The sequence below is a fragment of the Desulfatiglans anilini DSM 4660 genome (genome assembly GCF_000422285.1).
GTDB lineage: Bacteria > Desulfobacterota > DSM-4660 > Desulfatiglandales > Desulfatiglandaceae > Desulfatiglans > Desulfatiglans anilini.
Window position 1 is genome coordinate 49,531 of record NZ_AULM01000006.1, and the last position, 20,367, is coordinate 69,897.

General features: G+C 65.2%; 15 protein-coding genes. 7 read left to right on the top strand and 8 right to left on the bottom strand.

What is annotated here, in order from left to right; translation table 11 throughout:
* Positions 1 to 524: 524 nt before the first annotated feature.
* Positions 525 to 3,710: a PEP/pyruvate-binding domain-containing protein gene (locus H567_RS23770; protein WP_051184617.1), complete on the top strand. Its 3,186-nt coding sequence runs from the start codon at positions 525 to 527 to the stop codon at positions 3,708 to 3,710.
* On the opposite strand, the gene H567_RS0108040 is transcribed toward H567_RS23770, so the two are convergent.
* Together H567_RS0108040 and H567_RS0108045 are read right to left on the bottom strand one after the other, a co-directional pair.
* A complete protein-coding gene (locus H567_RS0108040) occupies positions 3,685 to 5,259 on the bottom strand; it encodes a type VI secretion system contractile sheath domain-containing protein (RefSeq protein WP_028321003.1) in 1,575 nt (524 codons plus the stop codon). The genes H567_RS23770 and H567_RS0108040 overlap by 26 nt on opposite strands.
* A 33-nt stretch (positions 5,260 to 5,292) precedes the next feature.
* Positions 5,293 to 6,402, bottom strand: coding sequence for an FHA domain-containing protein (locus tag H567_RS0108045; protein WP_028321004.1), 1,110 nt, complete (start codon positions 6,400 to 6,402; stop codon positions 5,293 to 5,295).
* A gap of 441 nt (positions 6,403 to 6,843) precedes the next feature.
* Between H567_RS0108045 and H567_RS0108050 the strand changes: the two genes are divergently transcribed.
* The 5 genes from H567_RS0108050 to H567_RS0108070 are packed head-to-tail and all read left to right on the top strand — an operon-like array spanning position 6,844 to position 12,527.
* Complete coding sequence (locus tag H567_RS0108050; protein WP_028321005.1) at positions 6,844 to 7,575, top strand: PP2C family protein-serine/threonine phosphatase; 732 nt, start codon at positions 6,844 to 6,846, stop codon at positions 7,573 to 7,575.
* On the top strand, positions 7,572 to 8,606 hold the full coding sequence (locus H567_RS0108055; protein WP_028321006.1) for a S1 family peptidase: 1,035 nt from the start codon (positions 7,572 to 7,574) through the stop codon (positions 8,604 to 8,606). The genes H567_RS0108050 and H567_RS0108055 overlap by 4 nt, the downstream gene beginning before the upstream one ends.
* A gap of 5 nt (positions 8,607 to 8,611) precedes the next feature.
* Entirely contained in the window at positions 8,612 to 9,940 is a 1,329-nt protein-coding gene (locus H567_RS27065) for a serine/threonine-protein kinase (protein WP_051184618.1), read from the top strand.
* A gap of 21 nt (positions 9,941 to 9,961) precedes the next feature.
* Positions 9,962 to 11,917, top strand: coding sequence for a tetratricopeptide repeat protein (locus tag H567_RS0108065; protein WP_028321007.1), 1,956 nt, complete (start codon positions 9,962 to 9,964; stop codon positions 11,915 to 11,917).
* Entirely contained in the window at positions 11,904 to 12,527 is a 624-nt protein-coding gene (locus H567_RS0108070; RefSeq protein WP_028321008.1) for a CsgG/HfaB family protein, read from the top strand. Before H567_RS0108065 ends, H567_RS0108070 begins: the two co-directional genes overlap by 14 nt.
* Here the strand turns inward: H567_RS0108070 and H567_RS0108075 are convergent.
* The 4 genes from H567_RS0108075 to H567_RS0108090 all read right to left on the bottom strand — a co-directional run bounded on the left by H567_RS0108075 (position 12,511) and on the right by H567_RS0108090 (position 18,403).
* Positions 12,511 to 13,650 (bottom strand): transporter, encoded by a 1,140-nt coding sequence (locus H567_RS0108075; protein WP_028321009.1) that lies wholly within the window; start codon positions 13,648 to 13,650, stop codon positions 12,511 to 12,513. The two genes, H567_RS0108070 and H567_RS0108075, sit on opposite strands and share 17 nt — an antisense overlap.
* A 140-nt stretch (positions 13,651 to 13,790) precedes the next feature.
* The gene (locus tag H567_RS0108080; RefSeq protein ID WP_028321010.1) at positions 13,791 to 14,738 is read right to left on the bottom strand and encodes a CsgG/HfaB family protein; all 948 of its coding nucleotides are present in this window, start codon (positions 14,736 to 14,738) and stop codon (positions 13,791 to 13,793) included.
* A 235-nt stretch (positions 14,739 to 14,973) separates the two neighbouring features.
* Positions 14,974 to 17,460 (bottom strand): PKD domain-containing protein, encoded by a 2,487-nt coding sequence (locus H567_RS0108085; RefSeq protein WP_153306096.1) that lies wholly within the window; start codon positions 17,458 to 17,460, stop codon positions 14,974 to 14,976.
* A 163-nt stretch (positions 17,461 to 17,623) separates the two neighbouring features.
* Positions 17,624 to 18,403: a hypothetical protein gene (locus H567_RS0108090; RefSeq protein WP_028321012.1), complete on the bottom strand. Its 780-nt coding sequence runs from the start codon at positions 18,401 to 18,403 to the stop codon at positions 17,624 to 17,626.
* 163 nt (positions 18,404 to 18,566) lie between these two features.
* Between H567_RS0108090 and H567_RS27070 the strand changes: the two genes are divergently transcribed.
* Entirely contained in the window at positions 18,567 to 19,124 is a 558-nt protein-coding gene (locus tag H567_RS27070; protein WP_153306097.1) for an SHOCT domain-containing protein, read from the top strand.
* Between the two features lie 128 nt (positions 19,125 to 19,252).
* Here H567_RS27070 and H567_RS0108100 read toward each other — a convergent pair whose 3' ends face one another.
* Positions 19,253 to 19,657 carry a DUF4150 domain-containing protein gene (locus tag H567_RS0108100; protein WP_028321013.1) on the bottom strand — a complete coding sequence of 135 codons (405 nt, stop codon included), beginning with the start codon at positions 19,655 to 19,657 and terminating at the stop codon, positions 19,253 to 19,255.
* 9 nt (positions 19,658 to 19,666) lie between these two features.
* Positions 19,667 to 20,317, bottom strand: coding sequence for a DUF3540 domain-containing protein (locus tag H567_RS0108105; protein ID WP_028321014.1), 651 nt, complete (start codon positions 20,315 to 20,317; stop codon positions 19,667 to 19,669).
* Positions 20,318 to 20,367: the final 50 nt, after the last annotated feature.

Consider the following 20,367-nt stretch of genomic DNA (forward strand, 5'->3'; position numbering starts at 1 on the left):
ACGGCTGCTTTTGGAATACCCGGAAGAGGCGGGTTGCGAGCTCCGAGGCAGCGGATTCGTCGCGCTCGACAGGGTGTGGAGAAAAACCAGGGTCCTGGAGATGCACGCAGACTGCCCGTTATTGGTTGGAGCGGCGGGTGCCGGATGGTATCATCAGGTCCGCGCTCCTTTTTTTTGGAAAACTTATAGCCTGGTCTCGATCCGGAAATGATTTTCCGGTACAACCCAGTTTCCAGTCCGGAAATGAGGATTTTTTGCTAATATCAAGAAAATCAAGCGTTTGCGCGGAGGTGACCTGGTGGTCGCCGCACAAGCAAACGTGCAGACTGACGCCGAGATTGGCAAAAAAGACCATTTCCGGATGGAAACCCTATTGGAGCGCGTCCTGTCGCTCGTGCGGCAGGTCCGGCTGAGAAAAGACCCGTTCGCGGGAATGAGATGGATGGACAGGGGTACAAGGCTGCGAGCGGTCGTAGAGCGAGGTCAACCGGCCCGTTTGCCAGGGCGAGATTCGGAGGTGGGATATGGGATTGATTGCGGATCTTTTCGGCAAGGAGGATGCGTGCACGCTCCTCGTCAACCTGGACGGGCGCATTGCCGAGAAATACAACTGGTACAGGGATTTTCTGGTCCAGAACCGCGAGGCGCTGAACATCATCTCCGAACTGGAACTGCTCCAGGAGGACAGCCAGGGCTTTGCGCTCAGCGCCGTCGAGCGTCGTTATGACCGCCTTTTCGCGGCCACGGAAAAGCTGGTCCAGGCCCTCAACGCGCTTTCCGGCGGACGCTACGAAGGGCTGGTGCGGGTCTGCGGAGAGGTCGACAAGGCCATCCGCCCGCTCTTCGAGGTTTCGCCTGGGCGGAGTTCCGGGGATCTGGTGCTCCCGTTCGAGGATCTCACCGAAGATATGACCGCCGTTGCCGGTTCCAAAGCGACCAACCTTGCCGTGATCGGCAACGTTCTGGGGCTCCCGGTGCCGGCGGGCTTTGTCGTCACCGCAGAGGCCTTCCGGCTGTTTCTCGAGCGCAACGACCTGAACGGGCCGATCGACGAGATGCTCGGGGCGCTGACCCCGGAGGGGGGCGAGTCGCTCGATCCGGTCGCCGCATCGATTCAGGAAAAAATCCTCCGGGCCGGCCTTCCTCCGGAGCTCGAGAAGGCCCTGCATCAGGCCTACGAGTCGCTGGAGGGCAAGACCCGTGAAGGGGTCCGCGTGGCCATGCGCTCCACCGCAGTAGGCGAAGACACGGAGGCGTCCTTCGCCGGACAGTACAAGACCGTGCTCAACGTCGGCCGGGCGGAGATGATCGAGGCCTACAAGACGGTGCTCGCCAGCAAATACTCCCCCCGCGCCATCCGGTACCGGATGCGGTCCGGTCTGGACGACCACGCTACGCCGATGTGCGTGGCGGCGGTGACGATGATCGGGGCGCTTGCGAGCGGCGTCGTCTACTCGGTGGATCCTTCCGGATCGTCCAGGGAGGGGCCTTCCGAGGTCATGGTTACAGCGACATGGGGGCTTGGCGAACTTCTGGTCTCGGGCGAATCCTCCCCGGATACCTTTTATGTGGACCGTGAAACGGGGGAGATCACGAGGCGCGCAATCAGTCCCAAGCCCTACCGAATGGTGACGGCGGAGGGAGGGGGGACGCGCCTCGAGGAGTTGACGGGGCGGGACCGTGAGGAGCCGTCGCTCGATGATGCGTCGGTTCGGGCACTGGCGCAGTGGGCGCTGAAGCTCGAAGGGCACTTCGGCGCACCGCAGGACATGGAATGGTGCATGGATCCGGACGGCCGGCTTTTCATCCTCCAGTCGCGTCCGCTGGGCATCACGCACTCCCGCCCGCAGGAGATGTCCGGGGCGGATGCCTTCGAAGGACACGCTGTCCTCTTTTCGGGAGGAAGCCGCGCCTCCGGCGGGGCGGCATCCGGCAGGGTCCTGCACGCATCGAGGGTGAAGGGAGCCTCCGTCCCCGGAGACGCCATCCTGGTGGCCAAGGCCGCTTCCCCCGAATACGCCCGGTTCGTGGGTTCCTTGCGGGGCATCATCACGGATCTAGGGAGCGTGGCGAGCCATCTGGCCTCCGTCGCGCGGGAGTTCGGGGTCCCGATGGTCGTGCAGGCGGGCGACGCCACCGGCGTGTTGAAGGAGGGGGACGAGATCACCCTGGTGGCGGACAGCACGACCGTCTACAAAGGAGTGGTCGCCGGACTCGACGCCCCTGTTTCGCTGCCGGGCGAAGGGGTTTTCCAAAGCCCCGTCCGGCGGAAGATGAAGGAGGTCATGGCCCGGGTCTCTCCGCTGAACCTCACGGACCCGAAGTCGCCTTCCTTCTCGCCCGAGAACTGCGAGACGATTCATGACATCATCCGCTACAGCCATGAGACCGTGGTGAAAGAGATGTTCGGGCTTTCGCAGGAGGCGGGCGAGGAGGGGGTCCGTTCGGTCAGGATGACCGCCAATATCCCCGTGGCGCTGTATTTCGTGGATCTTGGCGGCGGGCTCGAGAAGAGCCTCACCACCTGCGACGAAATCACGCCCGATGCGATTGCATCTCCGCCCATGAAGGCCCTCTGGCGCGGCCTTTCTCACCCGGGCATCAGCTGGTCCGGGGCCGTCGGCCTGAGCGCCAGGAACGTCATGGCGCTCATGACCTCCGGGCCGCCGCCGCAGATGGCGAGCTACGTCGTCCTCTCCGATGAGTACGTGAACCTGAGCTTCAAGTTCGGGTACCACTACGCGAATCTGGACATCTTTCATTCCGATGAGCCCGAAAACAACTACATTACGCTTCAGTTCGGCGGGGGCGCCGGCTCCTGGTTCGGGCGCTCCATGCGGATCCACTTCCTTACGGAGGTGCTCGAGCACCTGGGCTTCACCCTGAACATCTCGGGCGACCTGCTGGAGGCGGTTCTCAAGGGATATGACCGCGATTCGATGGAGGAGGCGCTGGATCAGGTGGGTCGGCTGCTGGCCGTCACCCGGCTCCTGGACCTGGCGATCCAGGGCAGGGAGCAGGTGGAACCCATGGTGAAGGCCTTTCTCGCAGGCGACTACAACCTGCTGGGCGACTCCAGGGCGGCGCTCGAGGGTTTTTACACCCTGGTCGGAGAGTGGCGAGCCGAGAAGCGCGGGGGGCGCCAAGGATGGCTCCAAAAAGGCTCCGGTTCGGGAGAGGGGCTTTCCTGCACCTTCAAAAACATCATGGGGAAGATGGCCGGGGATCGATACCAAAGGTTTCTGGACAGCATCCAGGCCTACCACTATTTTCCCCTGGCGGTGTTGAAGGAAAGCCACGTCAACAACGCCACGGTCGAGGCGACCCTGACCCTCGAGGGCGGGTGCATCGACATGACGGGCGGCCTGGTTTTCGGCTTCCGGAACTTCAATCACTATTTCGTCTTCGCCCTGGACGCCCTGGCGGGGAGCGCCGTGGTCTTCGAATTCGTGAAGGGCAAGCGGGTCAGCCGCGCGGAGGCGAAACGGGAGGTGGAATCGGGCCGGGGCTACCGCCTGTCGGTGCGGGTGCAAGCATCCTCCGCCGAGTGCTCTGTGGACGGAGAGCCCGTGCTGACCTTCGAGGCCAGGAAGCCCCTCGAGGGCTATGTCGGCCTCTGGACCAAGGCCGACAGCCGGGTCTACTTCGAAGGCCTGGACGTCAAAGAAAAATCCGCCGCGGCGGTCACGACCAGGGAAACTGCAGGGTGACGCGTTCACCTGATGGGACGATGGATCGCGGGGGAAGGAGGTCGATCAGGACCTCGGGGCGATCCTCTCCTTCCGGGCTGCTGACGATGAGGGTGAATCCGTCCGGGAGGCGGTGCCCGGTGCGCTCCCAAAAGCGCGAGAACGCGGTCTTGAGATCGTTTTCGAGGGCGGCTGGGGCGAGCCCATGGGGGAAATGGTCTTTGCACCCCAAGACAACCTGGGTGATGCCGGAGACGAAGAGCTGGTAGGCGAGCGAGGTGCCTGCGGCCGTCGTCTCGGCCGGGGCGAAGACCACGTCCTGGTTCCGTAAGGCCACAAGCGGCAGGATGCCGGTGCGGATGAACTGTGCAAGCCGCTCCTCGCTCAAAGGCATTTCCGTGGGGATCTGCCGTCCTTGCGCGATGGCATGAAGAGGCTGATCCTCCAACCGGATGCGCTGCCATTGGGTGAAGGCGGTGGGCCACCCCGTCCGGTGCAGGCTCTGCACCAGGAGCGAGGCAAGCCCCCAGACCGGCGCGATCCAGGGGGGCGTCTTCTCTTCGAATGCGGCTGTGCGGGGCGGGTTTTCCGGGCCGTATGGGATCCTGGCGGGCAGGCGGTTGCAGGTGAGGGCCAGCCAGCGCGCCTTCGATTCCTGCTGGAACCGGCGCCACTTGGCGAATTCCGGGCCCTCGGTCGTGTGCGGCAGATAGGCGAGCCGGTCGAGTTCACTCCAATCCTCGAGATGCAGAAAGCGCGGGCCGATCCAGCAGACAGCGGGGGAAAGGAGAGTCTCGGCGAGCGCCGCGGTCCGTTCGAGGCGCTCGATGCCGGACGGGGAGCTGTCGCAGGGGAGGTCCAGGAGGATCACCGAAGGCGGCGAGGCGATCAGGTGATCAAGCGCGAATTCGAGGGTTTCGGCGAGCGTCTCCGCCGCGGCCGGGAGCAGGCCGATCTCGACCGTGCCGTCCGCCGCCCCCTGACCCAGCAGGAGCTTGAGCCCGCGCCAGGATCCTTCGAGGGCCTGATGGGATGGATCGGCGAAGATGCGCTGAAGGGTCCGGGAAAGCAGGTCCTCCAATACGGCGGTGATCGACCGGGAGGAGGTATCCGGCGCCCCGCTCCCTCCGGGCAGAGCGACCATCTCGAGGATCTTGTCGATTCCGCCGGTGGACGAACCGCGCGGCTCCGAAATCGGGGCATCGGGGCAGTGGATGGGCGGCAGGTGGGGCCGCGCAGCCAGGGCGCTGCAGATCGACTGGTTGTCGACGCCCTGACGGCGGGACTCCGCGGCGAAGACCTTCGCCTCGACGAGGGCCTTCAGGAAGGGATCGGTCTGGATCAGGGCATCGGGGTGGAACGATTTGAGGTGTTGCCAGGCAAGATCCAGACCGCCTGCGGGGCAGAGTTCCTTCGGCAGGGGGATGTACAAAGCCGGCCTCAGCTGCGCCAGCACCCGGTCCAGGTCGGACGGGTCGACGGTGATCGGGGCGTCGCGCCAGACGGCTTCCCCGGCGCCTCGAAAAGGGGCGATGGCGAGGATCTTGAACGGAAGGGATGGGATCTGCATGCCGCCTCCTGATCATTACAGGGTTGCGGACGGTCAGCGGCTCCAGAACTTTTTCAGGATGGAGCGCGGGCCCTTGCCGGATTTATCCGGCGGCTCGGAAGGGGCGCCGCCGGGGATTTCCGCAGGAGAATCCTGAGGCTCCCGGAAGGCCGGCGCCTCGAACTCGGCCAGCCGTCCTTCGCCCAGAAAGCGGAATGCCGGACCCTGCGGGGTCAGGCGAAGGATGCAGTTCGGCTCCAGGACCGCCTGCGGGTGGACCGGCTGTCCGTTTACGGAGAGGGTGCCGCGGCCGGTGAGGTCCTTGACCCAGTAGCGGTCTGCATGGTGGAAGAACAGCGCGTGCTCTTCCAGGATCCCGGGAAGGGGCAGGATGAGGTCGCAGCGCGGACCGCTTCCCAGGATGACCGGCAGTTCGTTGAATGTCCGCAGGGTTGGGCCGTACAAGATCGTCAGGGGCGCGCGCACGCGCTGCACCGGGATGTCGCCCGAAGGAGGAGCCGGGTGGGGCTGCGGGGGTGCTACGGGTGGAGAAGGCTCACTCGGCCGAAAGGGTGCACCGGTGCCTGCGGATGGTGGGGCGGCGGCCTCCGGTGGCGCCTCCCCCTCGGGAAGGCCCGGGCCGCGATGGTATGGGCCGGTGGGGGCTTCCGCCGGGGCCTGACCGGCCTCCGGTCGCCCGGGAAACACGTCCGGCCCGGAGACATCGGCATGGGGCGTCGATCCTTCAGGCCTCACAGGGGGGATGAAGGGCTCCACGGGTCTTTGGGGCGGAACCGCCGCAGCGCCGGCCCCCGCAAGGCTGCCCGTTTCGGGCTGCGCGTCGGCGATGCGGGTCAGAAAACTCACCTTGGGTCCGCCTTCGGCGAAGAGCAGAACGTCCCCGTCCTTCAGATAAGCCTCCTTGACCCGTTTGCCGTTGACGAACGTGCCGTTGGTGCTGTGATCGATCAGCTTGAAGCGGTTCCCTTCGCGGAGGATTTCAGCATGTCTGCGGGATACGATCAAGAGGTCCTTCGGGAAGGACACCTGGCAGTCGGGGCTGCGCCCGAAGAGGATGGCCGGGTCGTCGAGTTCCTGGATCTCGCCTTTGCGCGGCCCCTGGATGTGGACCAGTTGAACGGTGATAAGCGGCGGTTTCTGCATGGGCTCACCCGGACCTCGCATGTGTGGAGCGCTGAAGAGCGGCCTGTCGCGGGATCGAAAGACGGCTGAATCCCCTGGATCCCCGAGTGGACCAAGGCCGCCAGCAGGGTAAAACCGAACAGGCAAAAGGTCCCCTGCTGCGCTGATCTTCACTCTGCAAACATAGGGCGGTCTCTGAATTATATGTTGGAAAGCCCCCTCGTTGTCAAGCGGCAAGCGTTGCCGGTACCGGGTAATTTTTAGAAATGATTGTTCTTTTCCAGGAATTCGGGTAGAGTCGAAGAAGAGCTGATTTATGTCGTGTCCGGGTGGTTGGCGCTTTGGGTGATCGTTGCATGCAGCGAACGGATGGTCGCCGCAGACGCCCGCCGCGCGGAGGAAAACCTTCCCGCCGTATGTTCACGTGCACCCGATGCCTGCGCTGCAAGGAGGGGGAGACCGATGAGCAGGATGGCATGGGCCGGCAAGTCGGATATCGGCCTGAAACGCCGGAACAACGAGGACACCTTCCTGATCTCCACCGAACTCGGCTTTTGCCTCGTGGCCGACGGCATCGGCGGCGCCGCGGCCGGCGAAGTCGCCAGCCGGACCTTTGCTGAAACAGCCGGTGAGATCTTCCAGAGCGCACAACCCCTCTCCGAAAAAGATGTCATTCAAACCGTCCGGGAGACCTTCAAGGCTGCCAACGAACGGGTGCGCGAGCACATCCGCCGGAACCCCGCCCATCTCGGCATGGGATGCACCGCCGAACTCCTCGCCTTCCACCCGCACGGGTTCGTCCTGGGGCATCTGGGAGACAGCAGGACCTACCGCCTCAGGGATGCTCAGTTCACAAGACTGACGAGCGATCACACCCTCGTGCAGGCGCAGCTGGAGCAGGGGCTTATCACCCCCGAGGCCGCGCGTACCCACCCGATGCGTCATGTGATCCTGCGTGCAGTGAGCGGGGAGGAGGCCGTGGAACTCGACCTGATTCGAGGGAAAATCCTGCCGGGGGATGGTTTCCTGCTGTGTTCGGACGGGTTGACCGACATGGTGGATGATGCCCGTGTCCACGAGATCCTGGCCGCAGGGGGCTCTGTACAGACCAGGGTGGACCGGCTGGTCGAGGAGGCGCTCGCGGCGGGGGGGAGGGACAACGTCACGGTGGTCCTCTGCGAGGTGGTGGGATGAACCCGGGCCGCGGGGCTTCGGCAGCGCCCTCGGCCGGGGCGGTGAAGGCCGCACGGCTGCCGACCTTCGGAGCCGATGCCCGCACCCTCAGGACTCTTTTGGCGTTTGGCCTGTTTTTCCTGGAGGTGTTTTTCCCCGGGCTGACGCCACGGGATCTGCGTGCGGAGAATGGGTGGCAGTCATACGCCTTGCCGGCGGCGGAACTCGAAGCGGTCGTGACAGGATGGCTCGAGCGTTCGGGCTTCGAGGTCGGGGGGGCGACCCTCGCCATGGGGTACCGTCGCCTGGATGCCCGGAAGGGGGAGGAGGCATGGGAGATCCGGCTGCGCCCGCAGTCCCCCCTAGGTTCCCAGTTGCTGGCGGTTTTCACCCGGGGAGGTGATCCCGATCCGGCCCGGGCCGCGGCCCTTGACCGCTTCGTCACGGAATATCTGGGCGGTTCAACAGGACCGGCGGCAGGGGTTTCCAACAGGGATATCCCTGCTGCGGTGCTTTCGAGGATCGAATCCGTGGTGTGCATCCGGGTTGGGGAGGGGGCTGCGCAGAGCCAGATCTCGGGCGTGGTGCTCGACCGTGGAGGTCTGATCCTGTGCGTCGCGCACGCCCTGGGGCGGGGCGATGGCGTTCAGGTGGTTTTCCACGATGGAAGGGTTTTGCAGGGGCTTCCGGTCAGGCTGGAACCGCATCGGGATCTCAGCCTCGTCCGGGTCGCGGGGAAGGCACCGCCGGGGGTGTCGCCGCGCGAGGGGCGCCGCCTCGTCGGGATGGGCGAGCGGGTCTATTCCATCGGATGCCCCCTCAGACTCAGCGGGACGGTCTTTCAAGGAACGGTCAACGGCCCGCCGCGAAAGGTCGACGGTCAGCCCCTCTGGGTGGTTCGCATGGAGATTTATCCGGGCAGCAGCGGCAGCCCCGTCTTCGACGTCCAGGGCAACCTGGTCGGCATGGTCAAAGGCCGCTACCGGGGAACCGATTCGGTCGGTTTTCTGATTCCGCTCGAAACCATCCTTGCCTTTCTGAACGAGGGTTGAGCCGCATGCGATACGGGCGCTTCGAGGTCCAGCGGGAACTGGGGCGGGGTTCGATGGGGGTGGTTTACCTGGCCTATGATCCCGATCTCGATCGGCTGGTGGCTGTGAAGGTCCTGCGCGAGGACCGGCTGGTCAGCGAGGATTTCGTGGAGCGCTTCCTCCGCGAGGCCCGGGCCATGGGGCGGCTGTCGCCGCACCCCCATATCGTGACGGTCTTCGATGTGGGGCGGGACCACGGCACGGTCTATATCGCGATGGAGTACCTCGAGGGCGAGGCCCTGAGCGATCTGATGCGCCGGCGCCCCTTCTCCCTGGACGAGATCGTGGACCTGGGGGTCCAGGTGGCCGAGACGCTCGATCATGCCCATCGCAAAGGAATCGTACACCGGGACATCAAACCCTCCAACATCATCGTCATGCCGGGGGGGGCCGTCAAGATCACCGATTTCGGCATCGCCCACATCGAGGACCCTTCCATTCAGTATCGGACCCAGGCAGGCGAGATCCTCGGCACCCCTGTCTACATGTCCCCGGAGCAGGTCATCGGGCAGAGGGTCGACGGCCGCTCCGACCTCTATTCCCTGGGCGTCATCCTCTATGAACTCGCGGTGGGGGTCCGGCCTTTCAGGGGGGAGAACCTGGCCGCCATCTTCAGGGCGATTACGCAGGACGAGCCCGTGGACCCCGTTGCCGAGAACCCGGCGGTCCCTGCGGTGCTGGGGACGCTCATCCTGCGGGCCCTGCAGAAACCGGCCGAAGCGCGGTTCCAGACCGGCGCGGAGATGGCGGCCGCCCTCGAGGCAGGCCTGAAGGCTCTGGTCCCGCCGCCTGTTCCCCCTGTCGAACCTCCGGTGTTTGCGGCTTCCACCCCGCCTTCCGTCCGTGCGCCTTCCGAGGTTACGGTTCGGGAAGGTTCCGGCGGGGCGGTGCAGCGCAAAGGGATAGGGCGCCCGACGCCGCTTCTGATCGTGCTGGTCGCCCTGGTTCTCGGTGCAGCGGGGGCCCTGGGGTATCATTTTCTCAAACAGGAACCGGTTCCTCAAGAGAAGCAGGGGGTCGTCGAGCAGACCCCTTCGGTCGAGGAGACGACCCCTGAACAGGTGCCGCCCCAGGCGCGCCTTGTGGTGGAAAGCTTCCCGGAAGGGGCCCAGGTCTTCGTCGATCAATCCTATCGGGGAGAGACCCCTCTCGGTCTCGATCTCCCGGCGGGGACCTACGAGGTCCTCGTCGAGAAGAAGGGCTTCCACGCCTGGGAGGCCCAGTTGACGCTCGCCGAGGCGCGAGAGACTCCGCTCTCCGTGCGGCTCCTGCCGGAGGAAGAAGGACAACCTTGAAGCGTCGGAGGAGGTGACGGCATGCAATTGAAAACAGGATGGATCGTTTCCCTCGCGGCCCTGGTGGTGCTGATGGGGGGCGGCCTTGCCGCTGTCCCGGCCCAGATTCCCCCCGGGAAAAGGGCCCCGAGCTTTGCCCTAAAAAGCGTCGAGGGCGCCTCACATGCGCTCGATGCCGTAAAGGACCACCCGATGGTGATCCTCTATTTTTTCGATGTGGAGTCCCGCCCCAGCCAGGAAGGTCTTCTGACCCTGGATCGCCTGACCAGGCAGCACCGGGAGGCCCGGTTGACGGTCTGGGGCATCACGCTTTCCCCCGCACAGAAGGTGGCTGAATTCGCGGCGGGCCGAGGCCTCGGATTTCCGCTCCTGCCGGACACCTCCGGCGTAAGCGACCTTTACCACGCGCGTGTGGTGCTGCCGACGGTCTACATCCTCGGCCCGCAGCTGAAGGTCCTCGACTATTTCCAGGGCGGCGGCCGGACCACCGAGGTCATGCTGACCCGCCTGGCCGAACGCACCCTGCAGGCCAGACAGCCGGCGCTTGCCCGGGCCCTCGGGGGGGAGGCCGGTGCGAAAGACCCCGCGAATACCGATGCCCGCGTGGTCCAGGGGTATGCCGCACTGAAGGAGGGCAAACTGGAGGAGGCGGCCGAGACCTTCGACGGCCTGGCGCAGAAGACGGGTCGAGCCGGGGCGGTCGGGAAGGAAGGGCTTGCGGCGGTGTATGCACGGCAGGGCCAGGCGGAAAAGGCATTGCAGCTGGCCGACGAAGTGACGCAGAAGGCGCCCGGACGGGCCTATCCGCATGTCATCAAGGGAGATGTCCTCTACAGCCAGGGAAGGCATGCCGAGGCCGAGAAGGAATACCAGGAGGCCACCCGCAAGGAGGAGGCCCCGCCCTTCCAGCGGGCGGTCGCCCACAACCGTCTCGGGCGTCTCAATGCCGCCCAGGCGCGCTATCCTCAGGCGCGGGAGCTTTACGACCAAGCGGTGGAACTCGACCCTTACTATGTCGAGGCCACGGCCAACAAGGGCGTCACGTATGAGCGGGAGGGGCAATGGGGCAAGGCCCTGGAGGCTTATAAGGGAGCCCTCACGCTCGACCAGAGCGATGTCTTTACCGCGGTGCTGGCGCGAAAGGCCCAGGAGCGCCTCGATCTCGAGCGGGATGCCGCACGCAGCCGGCGGGTGGATGCGCTCGTGAAGGAACTGGCCGAACGATATCGTCAACAGAAGGCTGCACCCGTCGAGGAGGTCGATGCATGGACCTCCCGTCCGATGGTCCTGAGTTTCGTGGATATGCAGGAAAGGGGCGGGCTGGCCGATCGCGACGGTTTTCCGATCGTCCTCGCCGAAGGGCTGACCGAGCAGCTCAACCGTTCGGGCCGCGTCAGGGTGATCGAGCGGGTTCTGATCGAGCGGGTCCTCGAGGAACTGAACCTGGGCTCGTCCGAGCTGGCCGACCCGGAAACCGCATCGCGCCTGGGGCGCATCATGGCGGTCAAGCTCATCGGCACCGGGACGTTGAACCACCTTCCCGGTGCTTCGCTCCTCAACCTGCGCCTGATCGACACGGAGACCACCGCCATCCCCCGGATCCTCACCGCCGAGGTCCAGCCCGGTCCGGCCTTCCAAAAGACCTTTTTTCAGCTGAGCCGGCAGATCCTCGAGACCGTCATGGAGAAATACCCGCTGCGCGGCTATGTGGTCGAGGCCGCCGGTGACGAGGTGATGATCAACCTCGGAGCGCAGCAGGGCGTGGTCCTCGGGACGCGCTTCGCCGCCGTCGAGGAGCAGCCCCCGGTCGAATACAAGGGCAGGCTCCTCCAACGCGCGCAGCGGACCATAGGCGAACTCGAGGTGACCCGGATCGAGCCGGACCTCGCCTACGCCCGGGTCCTCGAACAGGATCGGCCGCTCAAGACCGACGACAAGGTGCAGGAAACGGGAGGGCCTGCACGTGAGACTCGTTAGGCATCATCACGGCCCCGATCCTTGGGCGGCGCGCGCTGAAACGGGTTCGGCGCGGAAGACGGCCCCGCATTCAAAAGGCGGCGTGGTTCGGCCTCGGTTCCGCATCTGGATCGAGGCCTATGCGCTGGCCCTGATCCTGGGTGCCTGCGCCGCAGCAGCGCCTCCCGCCCCCCTCGGGCCGCCGGCGGTGGCGGTCTGGGACCTCGAGGATCTCGGCCCGGAAGGGTCGGCCCTCCCGGGATTGGGAGAGGCCCTCGCCGGCCGGGTGATCCAGATCCTGGATGTCGAAGGCGGCTACCAGGTGATCGAGCGGGAGCGGCTGGTCCGCATCCTGGAGGAACTGAACCTGGGCTCGGGAGAGCTGGCGGATGAAGAAACACGACTGCGCCTCGGGCGGATCGCCGGGGCGCAGCGGATGGTCTTCGGCAGTTATCTCGTGATCGAGGGGACCGCCCGGATCGATCTGCGGCTGGTGGAGGTGGAGACCGGCAGAGTGCTGGCGGCCGCGGAGCGCAGTGCGGCAGGCCATGATATCCAGGCATGGCTCGGCGCCGCCGGGGAGGCGGCGGCCGAGCTTGCACGGGCCGCTCCGGTCAGAAGGTCCCGGTGAAAGTGACGGCGGCGCTCAACCCGCGGTAACGCCGGCCGCTTGTGGGGTGGTACCAGGTCTCGTCATCGTCCACGATGAAGCCCTTGACCCCGACCTCTCCACTCAGGTTGGCCAGGAACTGTCGGGCCACGGCGAGCCCGAGGGCGAATTTCTGGCGCTCGCCGACGTAAAGATCCTCCCCTCGAGGGTAATCATTGGCGTCGATCGAGAGGAACTGGGCGAGCCCTTTCAGCGTGGTCCGGGAATCGAGCGCATACCGGCAGAAGAGGTCCGCCACCCATTCGTCCCCGTGGCTGTTCGCCTCCTCCTTCAGAATGCCGCCCGACGGCTCGTCGAAGCGGCTTTTGGCCCTCTGGATGCTTCTCAGACTGACGGAGGTCTCCCAGGGACCGGCCGAATAGTCCAAGCCCACGCCGATCATCATGAAGTCCCCCTCCTCATAAAAGGCCGCATCCCGCACCGTGTCCTGGCCGTAATCGGCGTACTGGGCGAACAGCCGCGCTTGCCAGGCGGATGTCAGCAGATAGTGGACCTCCGCCGACAGGGTGAAGATGTTTCCCGGGTCGTAGTCCTCGACCTCCTCGCTGTAGTCGTAGCTTCCGCGCCACACGTATCCAGCCCCCAGGCCGGCCGCCCAACGCTCCCATTCCCTGCCGAGGACGAGCGTCGGGTTGATGTTGAAACCCTCGCCGAGCTGGGTGATGGAAACGAGATCGGGGTCCAGATACAGCAGCAGATCATCGGCGCTCAGCCGGGTCTCGCCCGTGGGAAGGTTCAGATCGAGCCCGATCAGGATATCGACCGGGAAGCGGCCGATGATCTCGTAGGAGGCATTGATCTTGGTGTCGGCGAAATTCGAGACGGACACGTCATCCCTGCCTTCGGGAGATGTCTCGGTGTACATGACGGCGCTGAGCACCCGCAGGGAAAACGCATCGTAGCGGCCGGCAACCTCGATGGGCGTGTGGAACTGAAAACCGCTCTCATCCGCATCGCTCCGCCACAGGTCGAAGTGAAAGCCGGTGTGAAGGGTGTATTCGAACTCCGCCGCAGAGGCCGGTCCGATGATGCACCATACGCTGACCAGGCACAGGATCCCGATGACGATCTTTAGGGCTTTCATGGCAGATTTCTTCCTCCTGAATAGCCTTGGGTTGCGACCTGCAATGATCGTTTCCTCTGACTCCGCTTGCTCTCAGAGGCTGTTTCCCTGGTGGAGACGGGTTTCCCCCCTTTCGGGGAGATCTTTCCTCAGCCCTCGCGTCAAGGCTGAAAGCGCTCAGGCGGCGGCGGCGGCTCGGGCAGCGGTTGGGGCAGCTGGTCCAGATCCTGGGGTGTCCGCTCGCGCCGGATCACCTCGTCGGGTGAGAGACGGTCGGTCAGAGAGGTCCGGTCGCGCAGCGAACGGAGGAAGGCCCCGCTCCGCCGCTTCGGCGGGATGAGCCCGAGCGACCTCAACTCTTCGAGCGCCTCGGCCGCCGTACCGAAGCCGGGGTCGGCTTCCAGGGCCTTTTCATATAGCTCGGCGGCCTTGGGATAGAGCCCGCGGTCGCTGGCATCGATCCCTTCGGCGAACCTCAGGAAGGCCTCGAGGCTGATAGTCAGGGGCCGCCGCAGCGCCTCCTCTTCTTCGGTCGACGGTTCGATCTTCAGGAGGGCCAGGATCCCGAAGAGGATCTCCTTTTCCATACGAAACAACTCGGCCAACGGTCCCTGCGCGGCGGGCTGCCCCAGGATTTGGCTGTCCGGGACTTCCAGGACGTCGGCCCGGATGTCGATGACAGGGGCACGGTCGGCTGTCATGCCCCCACCGGCAAGCCAGCGGGCCCGGAGAAGCCTGCCCACCCTCGGCGCCGTCCCGGTCTCCACCAATCCTGAAACCCCGAGTCCCAGCTCCTCCACCAGGGCCTGCATGCGCACGCGTTCGACGACGCGGAGCGATGAGACCTGCGTCAAGTCGGTGATCAGCATGACAGCCAACCCCTTCTGGAGCGGATCGAGTTCCGCCGCCCCGGTCCGGTTGGCGAAGTTGAGCACCGCGATCGTGTCCGAGGCGGCAGCCGATGCCGCCAGGGCCTTTTCCTGCTGCAGGGCCTCTCTGGCCCACAGCCGCTCCTCTTCCGTGATGACGTGTCCGGCCCATGCCGGTGATACGGTCATCAGCAGGATCAGGACGCATCCTGCCAGCGCTTTTCTGCTGCATTTATGCATGTGGGGACCTCACCGTTTTTTGTCTGGATTTATTGGTCTGTGCACTTGATTTCAACTTCCATACGGAAGGGACTTTTCAAGCCTGTCTGCGCCTCATCCGCCCGGTTGCTCGTGGGGCGGCTTGCAGGTCTTCTCGGTAAAACAGTTTGATCCTATGAGCATCTCCCAAGCATCTTCCTTTCCGGATTGCAGAAGACGCCATTGCCGGCTCCTCCTGTCCGGATGATGGATCCGGTCAGGGGCGGCGCCGTGTTTTCCCCAGGCCTTCGGGCGGCAGGGGCGGCGGAGGACCGTCATAGGTGCCCATTCCCGCTTCTGTGGTCTTCGAGCCGTTCGAAAGTGCCGCAGGTTCCGGCGGTATCAGGAGTTCCACATCCTCGGGGGTCAGGTTTTCGATCCAGTAACCCCGTCCCATCCGCAGCCCCGAAGCGATGGCATACTGCCCCGTTGCGCTGTCGTATTCCAGGATCACCCGGCTCGTCAACGTGTTTTCCTCGGCGGTGACAGGGATGAGCGACTCTTCTGTCCCGTCGCTGACCAGGATCCGGTCGTTCCAGCCGACATCGAAGAAGAAAGGGCCGGCGAGCTGGTTCCAGCCCGGGTGCAGAAGGACCCTGCAGGGCCGGCGGATGGAGGCCGGTGTGCCGGTGATATCCAGCGTGGCCGGGTCGCGGGCAATCGCCCAGTAACCGCGTCCCGGAACGCAGGCCTGCTCGGCCCCCCACCCCGGGCCGACGATTTCGATGTTTTTACCGGTCTCAGGATCCCAGCGGAAAAGCCTGAAGCGCTTAATATCGTATGGCCCGAGCTGTGCCGTGATCTGATGCAGGAGATCCGGGTCCGCCTCGACCGGAAAGCCGACCTCCGAGTAGGCACCGGAGGGCAGGGTCAGCCTGAAGGTCCTCGGGCTTCGGTCATCCACGGTGATGGTCACCGTATCCGAAGAGGCCAGAGCGGAGGCGTCGCGGACCTCCAGTTCGAAATCGAGCCTGGCCCCTTCAAGAGGCACCATCGGGGCGGTGAAGGTCGCTATGGCGGTTTCCGCTCCGGACAGGCTCACAGGGGTGCCACCCGTCTGCCGCCACCTGAAGGCCGCGATGGGATAGAAAGGATCGGACGGGCGTGAGAGCGATCCATCCAGGGTAACCCTGGTTCCTTCGTCGACAAACTGATCGGGTCCGGCCTCAGCGACGGGCGGCAACGGCAGGTCTGTCACCCGCACCAGGGCCATGTCGGCACCCTGAAGACCAGCCGAGTCGGTCACCACCAGGAGGAAGGCCAGCAAACGGCCCAGGGCGCCTCCCAGGGGCGCCGTAAAGGACGCCACGGCGGATTCTGCGCCGCTCAGGGCCACAGGCAGGCCCCCCACCTGAATCCACTGGTAGGACACAATGGGGGCGGCCGGGTCCCACGGCGCGGAGGCGCTTCCGTCCAGGGTGACCAATGAGCCTTCTTCCGCGCTTTGGTCAGGTCCGGCCGCGGCGGTGGGCGGCTTGCGCGCGGAGATGACCCGGTATGCCTGCACCGGGACGTCGTCCTGGACGGTTTCATAGGCTGCCAGGACGCTCACGTCCAGGGGGTTGTAGGCCAGGGCAGGCCGGGTATCGCGGCCGCCGGTCGCTGCGACGGCGATCTCGAGACCGTCCGCCGCGCCCTCGGCATCCAGGAACCGGCCGTAGACATCCCAACCGGTGAGCTCCCCCCCGCGGTCGTCCTGCCAGGCGGTCAGGAAGCGCCGCCCGGTTTCGAGGAAAACCACCGCCGGATCGAAGGCCTCAGCGGCCGTGTCGGAGATCGGAAAATCGTCCCCGATCAAATCGCCTTCAGAGCCGACCAAACGCCCGAAGATGTCGGCACCCCGTGCCTCGGCATTGCGTCCGTCCGTCCACACCGCCAGATAACGGCCGCCCAGCCGGTCGAAGGCCACGGCGGGCAGGGTCTGGTCGGCATCGGCCGCTGTGAGGATCCGTTCATCTCCGATCAGTGCCCCGCCGGCCTCGACAAGACGACCGTGGATATCCCAGCCGGTCGAGTCCGCGTTCAGGTCATCCTGCCATATGACGAGGCTGCGGCCGCTGGCGGGGTCGCAGGCGACGGCCGGAAAGGCCTGTAGGCGTACCTCCTCGTTGGACGGTGTCAGCAGAAAGGCCTCCTCCTGAACCAAGGTCCCGTTCGCATCCACTTCGCGGGCCGCAATCGCCTGATTGCAGATCTGGGTGGGACCGAGGCTGTAGCAGGCCCGAGTCTGCCAGACGACGAGGCATAGGCCGTCGCTGCAGGCAACCTGCGGGGCCATTTCACCCTGACTGACGTATCCTGTGATGGGGATCCTCCCTTCGAGGGGCAGGCCGTCCGGGGCAACCAGCCGTCCAAGGACCCGCCAGTACCGTATATTGGTATCCGGGAGGAAAGCGGATTCGCTCCAGACCGCCAGGAAATGCCCGTTCTCGCTGATGCGGTCGACGGCCGGGAACTGCCGCATCACCGCGCCGTCCATTCCAGAGAGGCGGACTGGATCTCCGGCCGGCTCTCCGGCAGCGTCCCGGAGCTCCCCGTAAATGCTCGACGTGGCATTGAAGACGTCTGCAAATACCGATAGGTAGCTGTTGTTGACGGGGTCATGGGCCACCGCCGGCTGGTAGGCGTCTGGGGCGGCTGCCACGCCTGGCGGCAGCAACAAGGCCACCCAACATCCCAGTGCGCAAAGCAGTGTCTTTTTCATGGCATCCTCATCGTTCATCCTTCTAAGGGTCTCATGGTGATCGGATCAGTGAACGGTTTGTGTTTCAGGTCTCGAAACGTGTCTGCGCCTGGCACCTTCTTGATGAATTTGAAACAGGCTGTTCCGTGGGCGAGGGCGCCTGAAGATTACCTTCCCGACGGAGTCAGAAGTCCATGACGAATACCTTGGCCGATTCCCCGGCACCGTAGGGACCGAACAGGATGGAATCGGCTGTCCCCTGCACCTTGAAAAAATAGGACGCCTCGGAATCGAGGCGGTTCTGCACGGCCCAGGCCAGGTAGGACCTTTCCCGAAGCGCCAGCTGCATCCCTTTGACCGGGTAGGACAGAACCGATCGCTCGGGGAGGCTCCCCCTCGGCCCGACGGCCTGGAAGGTGATCTCGGCCGGTCCGGCTATCCCTGCCATGGCCCCTTCCCAGGGCGCCTCGACCGGCCCCGCCTCGAACCAGGTTCCGAGGGTGGGGGACGCATGCACCTCGATCCGGTAATCCGCCAGGGCCGCCGCCGGGGGAGCGGAGTGCAGACGGGCGACGATCTTGGCCGCCGGGCTCGCCCCCTGGAGGGCCGTCACCTGGGCCCCCTTGAGCGGCGTGGGGAGGGTGTCCGCCGGGGGTGCCGCGCCGCCGCTCACGAACAGCGCCACGGGGAATCCTCGTCCTCGTTTTGCCTGAACGGTGATCGCCAGCAGGGCGAGGCCATAGCGCACGCTGGGGGTGGAAAACGCTTCGCCGCTCCCCAGGATCGCCCACAGGGCCGTCCGGGGATCGACCAGGACCTCTCTCGCCTCTATCCAGGCCGCCTTCTCGACGTCGTCCACCCAGAGATGCGCGCCGGCCTCGATCCCATAGGTCTTGAGTTCGGCCGGCAGGGGCTTGACCGCATCTTCCGACCCGCTCAAGGAGGTGATCCATATCCGTTTCATCGGTGCACCGCCTTTCCATTGCCTACAAAACCGCAAACCCCGCTTTTTTGTCTTTTCTACCGCGCGGGAGGAAGGTTATAGTTTCAGGGTATCTCCGTTTTCAGGTTTGCTGGAAGCCCTCCGGCCTTCAACCGATGCCTCCGGATGGACACATGGAGACGCCATGAATCAACACCGTATCGGTCTGGTCATCGCGGCCCTTGGCATCCTCTGCGCCCTGATCAGCCTGGTTGTGGTCATCGTCCTCTCGCCGCTCGAAGGGATTCTTCTCACCCTCGTGTTTACGGGCATCTGCGGGGCCGTATACTGGAGTGTCCTCCGCCCGATTCTGCATGACCGGGCGCTCCAGAAGCGGGGCCTTCCGGCCTCGGCCGTCATCCTCGACGCGCTGGACACGGGCACCACCGTCAATCGCAACCCCAAGGTCGACCTGCTGCTCGAGATCCGCCCCGGAGAGGGCGGTGCGTCCTATCAGGCCCGGGCCACTCCGGTCGTCTCCCGGCTTCAGGCATCGCTTCTGCAGCCGGGAACGGCGGTCGAGGTCAAGATCGATCCGCGCGACAGGAAGCGCGTGGCCCTCGCCTCGGTGAGTACGTCAGGCGGCCTGTCCCGTGACCCCGCGGAGTCCAGGCTCGAACGCCTGCAGGATCTCCATCGAAAGGGCCTTATCACCGAGGCCGAATACCGCCGCAAGCGGGAGGAGATCCTCCGCGGGCTTTGATCTCTGCCGGGGGCTGCGGGTTCCTCCTTTGGACCTGCAGGAGCGCTGCGAACCTCCGGCTGGGGGACCTCTCCGCCTCACCTCAGAAGTCCTTGCCGCTCTTGTCGCGATTGCTTCGCCGGCCCCTTTCAGGGTGCGAGCAGGATCACCTTCGTCTGGCTCGGGACGAGGCGCATCCCGGGGGCGTTGGTGCTGTTCTGGATGCTGGCGCTCGTCAGCCGGGTCGCGGGCATCCCTTCGAAAAGCACGGTGAAGGCCCCGGTCAGGTGGCGCTGGGGCCCCATGACCGTCCCGGAGGCGACGCCCATGGAGACGCCGGGGTTGTCGCCGTTCGTCATGGGGATCATGGTGCCGAGATTGTGCGCCGGCATGCACATGATGAAGGTCTTCTTGCAGGCCGTTCCCGGGTTGGCGGTCGGGCCCATGGCGATATTGGGATAGGGGACCGGGATCGGCGGTGCGGGAGGCGCCGGTGTCAGGCACACATCCGGAAAGGCCATATCCATCCCCATCATCTGCGTATTGGCGAACATCGCGCCCTCCTATCCGATGTGGATCCTCTCCCCATCCACCTTGACGTCTTCCCGGGCGGTCAACATGGCATAGCGGCCTTTGAAGGAAAGCCACTTTCGGGCGAAATAGTCGAGGCTGCCCGCCTTGACGTGCTCCGACTCCTCGATCACGCGGTAGGAGCGCCTGGCCTTTTGCGTGAGGCGCTCCGCCACCGATTCGAGTACGCCCGCCAGGACCTTGACCCGGGCCGCCTGGATCTCCAGAAAGGACCCGAGGAAGGCGCCCCGATCCATGGTGATCTCCCCGCGGGCCGCATGCACTTCGAGGGTGGAAGCCGCCAGTTGGATGTCCTGGTTAGTGCCGAGATCGATGCCCTCCTGGGAGACGAGGCTCAGGCGGCCCTGAGAGACTCGGATCGCCGCCGGCCGGTCGAACCGGATCTCCAGCCCTTCGTCCTGCCGGCGCTCCAGCACGGCAAGGATGTAGGCAGCGCCGTCCGGATCGGCGCAGACAAGGACCTTGTCGCCGGGCTGCGGACGGATCAGGCAGCCCACAGCCTGCCTGGCTTGGACCAGCCCGGACGGGGTCTCGACGAGGCAGCCGTCCGCCTGGACCTTCTGAATCTTTCCATATTCCTGAAAGACGGGGAAAGGGCCGCTTCTGGCGGCGAGGTTTTCCATGGTCGTTCCCTCCTGGGGGCCGGCGCTTCCTTCCTTCGGTGCACCGGTCG

Bases quoted from the DNA above. Each gene is read 5' to 3' on its own strand.
- H567_RS0108100 (WP_028321013.1), bottom strand. From the start codon at position 19,657: ATGTTCGCCAATACGCAGATGATGGGGATGGATATGGCCTTTCCGGAT.
- H567_RS0108105 (WP_028321014.1), bottom strand. From the start codon at position 20,317: ATGGAAAACCTCGCCGCCAGAAGCGGCCCTTTCCCCGTCTTTCAGGAA.
- H567_RS0108055 (WP_028321006.1), top strand. From the start codon at position 7,572: ATGAACCCGGGCCGCGGGGCTTCGGCAGCGCCCTCGGCCGGGGCGGTG.
- H567_RS0108065 (WP_028321007.1), top strand. From the start codon at position 9,962: ATGCAATTGAAAACAGGATGGATCGTTTCCCTCGCGGCCCTGGTGGTG.
- H567_RS0108090 (WP_028321012.1), bottom strand. From the start codon at position 18,403: ATGAAACGGATATGGATCACCTCCTTGAGCGGGTCGGAAGATGCGGTC.
- H567_RS0108040 (WP_028321003.1), bottom strand. From the start codon at position 5,259: ATGCAGATCCCATCCCTTCCGTTCAAGATCCTCGCCATCGCCCCTTTT.
- H567_RS0108080 (WP_028321010.1), bottom strand. From the start codon at position 14,738: ATGCATAAATGCAGCAGAAAAGCGCTGGCAGGATGCGTCCTGATCCTG.
- H567_RS0108085 (WP_153306096.1), bottom strand. From the start codon at position 17,460: ATGAAAAAGACACTGCTTTGCGCACTGGGATGTTGGGTGGCCTTGTTG.
- H567_RS23770 (WP_051184617.1), top strand. From the start codon at position 525: ATGGGATTGATTGCGGATCTTTTCGGCAAGGAGGATGCGTGCACGCTC.
- H567_RS0108045 (WP_028321004.1), bottom strand. From the start codon at position 6,402: ATGCAGAAACCGCCGCTTATCACCGTTCAACTGGTCCACATCCAGGGG.
- H567_RS27070 (WP_153306097.1), top strand. From the start codon at position 18,567: ATGAATCAACACCGTATCGGTCTGGTCATCGCGGCCCTTGGCATCCTC.
- H567_RS0108075 (WP_028321009.1), bottom strand. From the start codon at position 13,650: ATGAAAGCCCTAAAGATCGTCATCGGGATCCTGTGCCTGGTCAGCGTA.
- H567_RS0108050 (WP_028321005.1), top strand. From the start codon at position 6,844: ATGAGCAGGATGGCATGGGCCGGCAAGTCGGATATCGGCCTGAAACGC.
- H567_RS27065 (WP_051184618.1), top strand. From the start codon at position 8,612: ATGCGATACGGGCGCTTCGAGGTCCAGCGGGAACTGGGGCGGGGTTCG.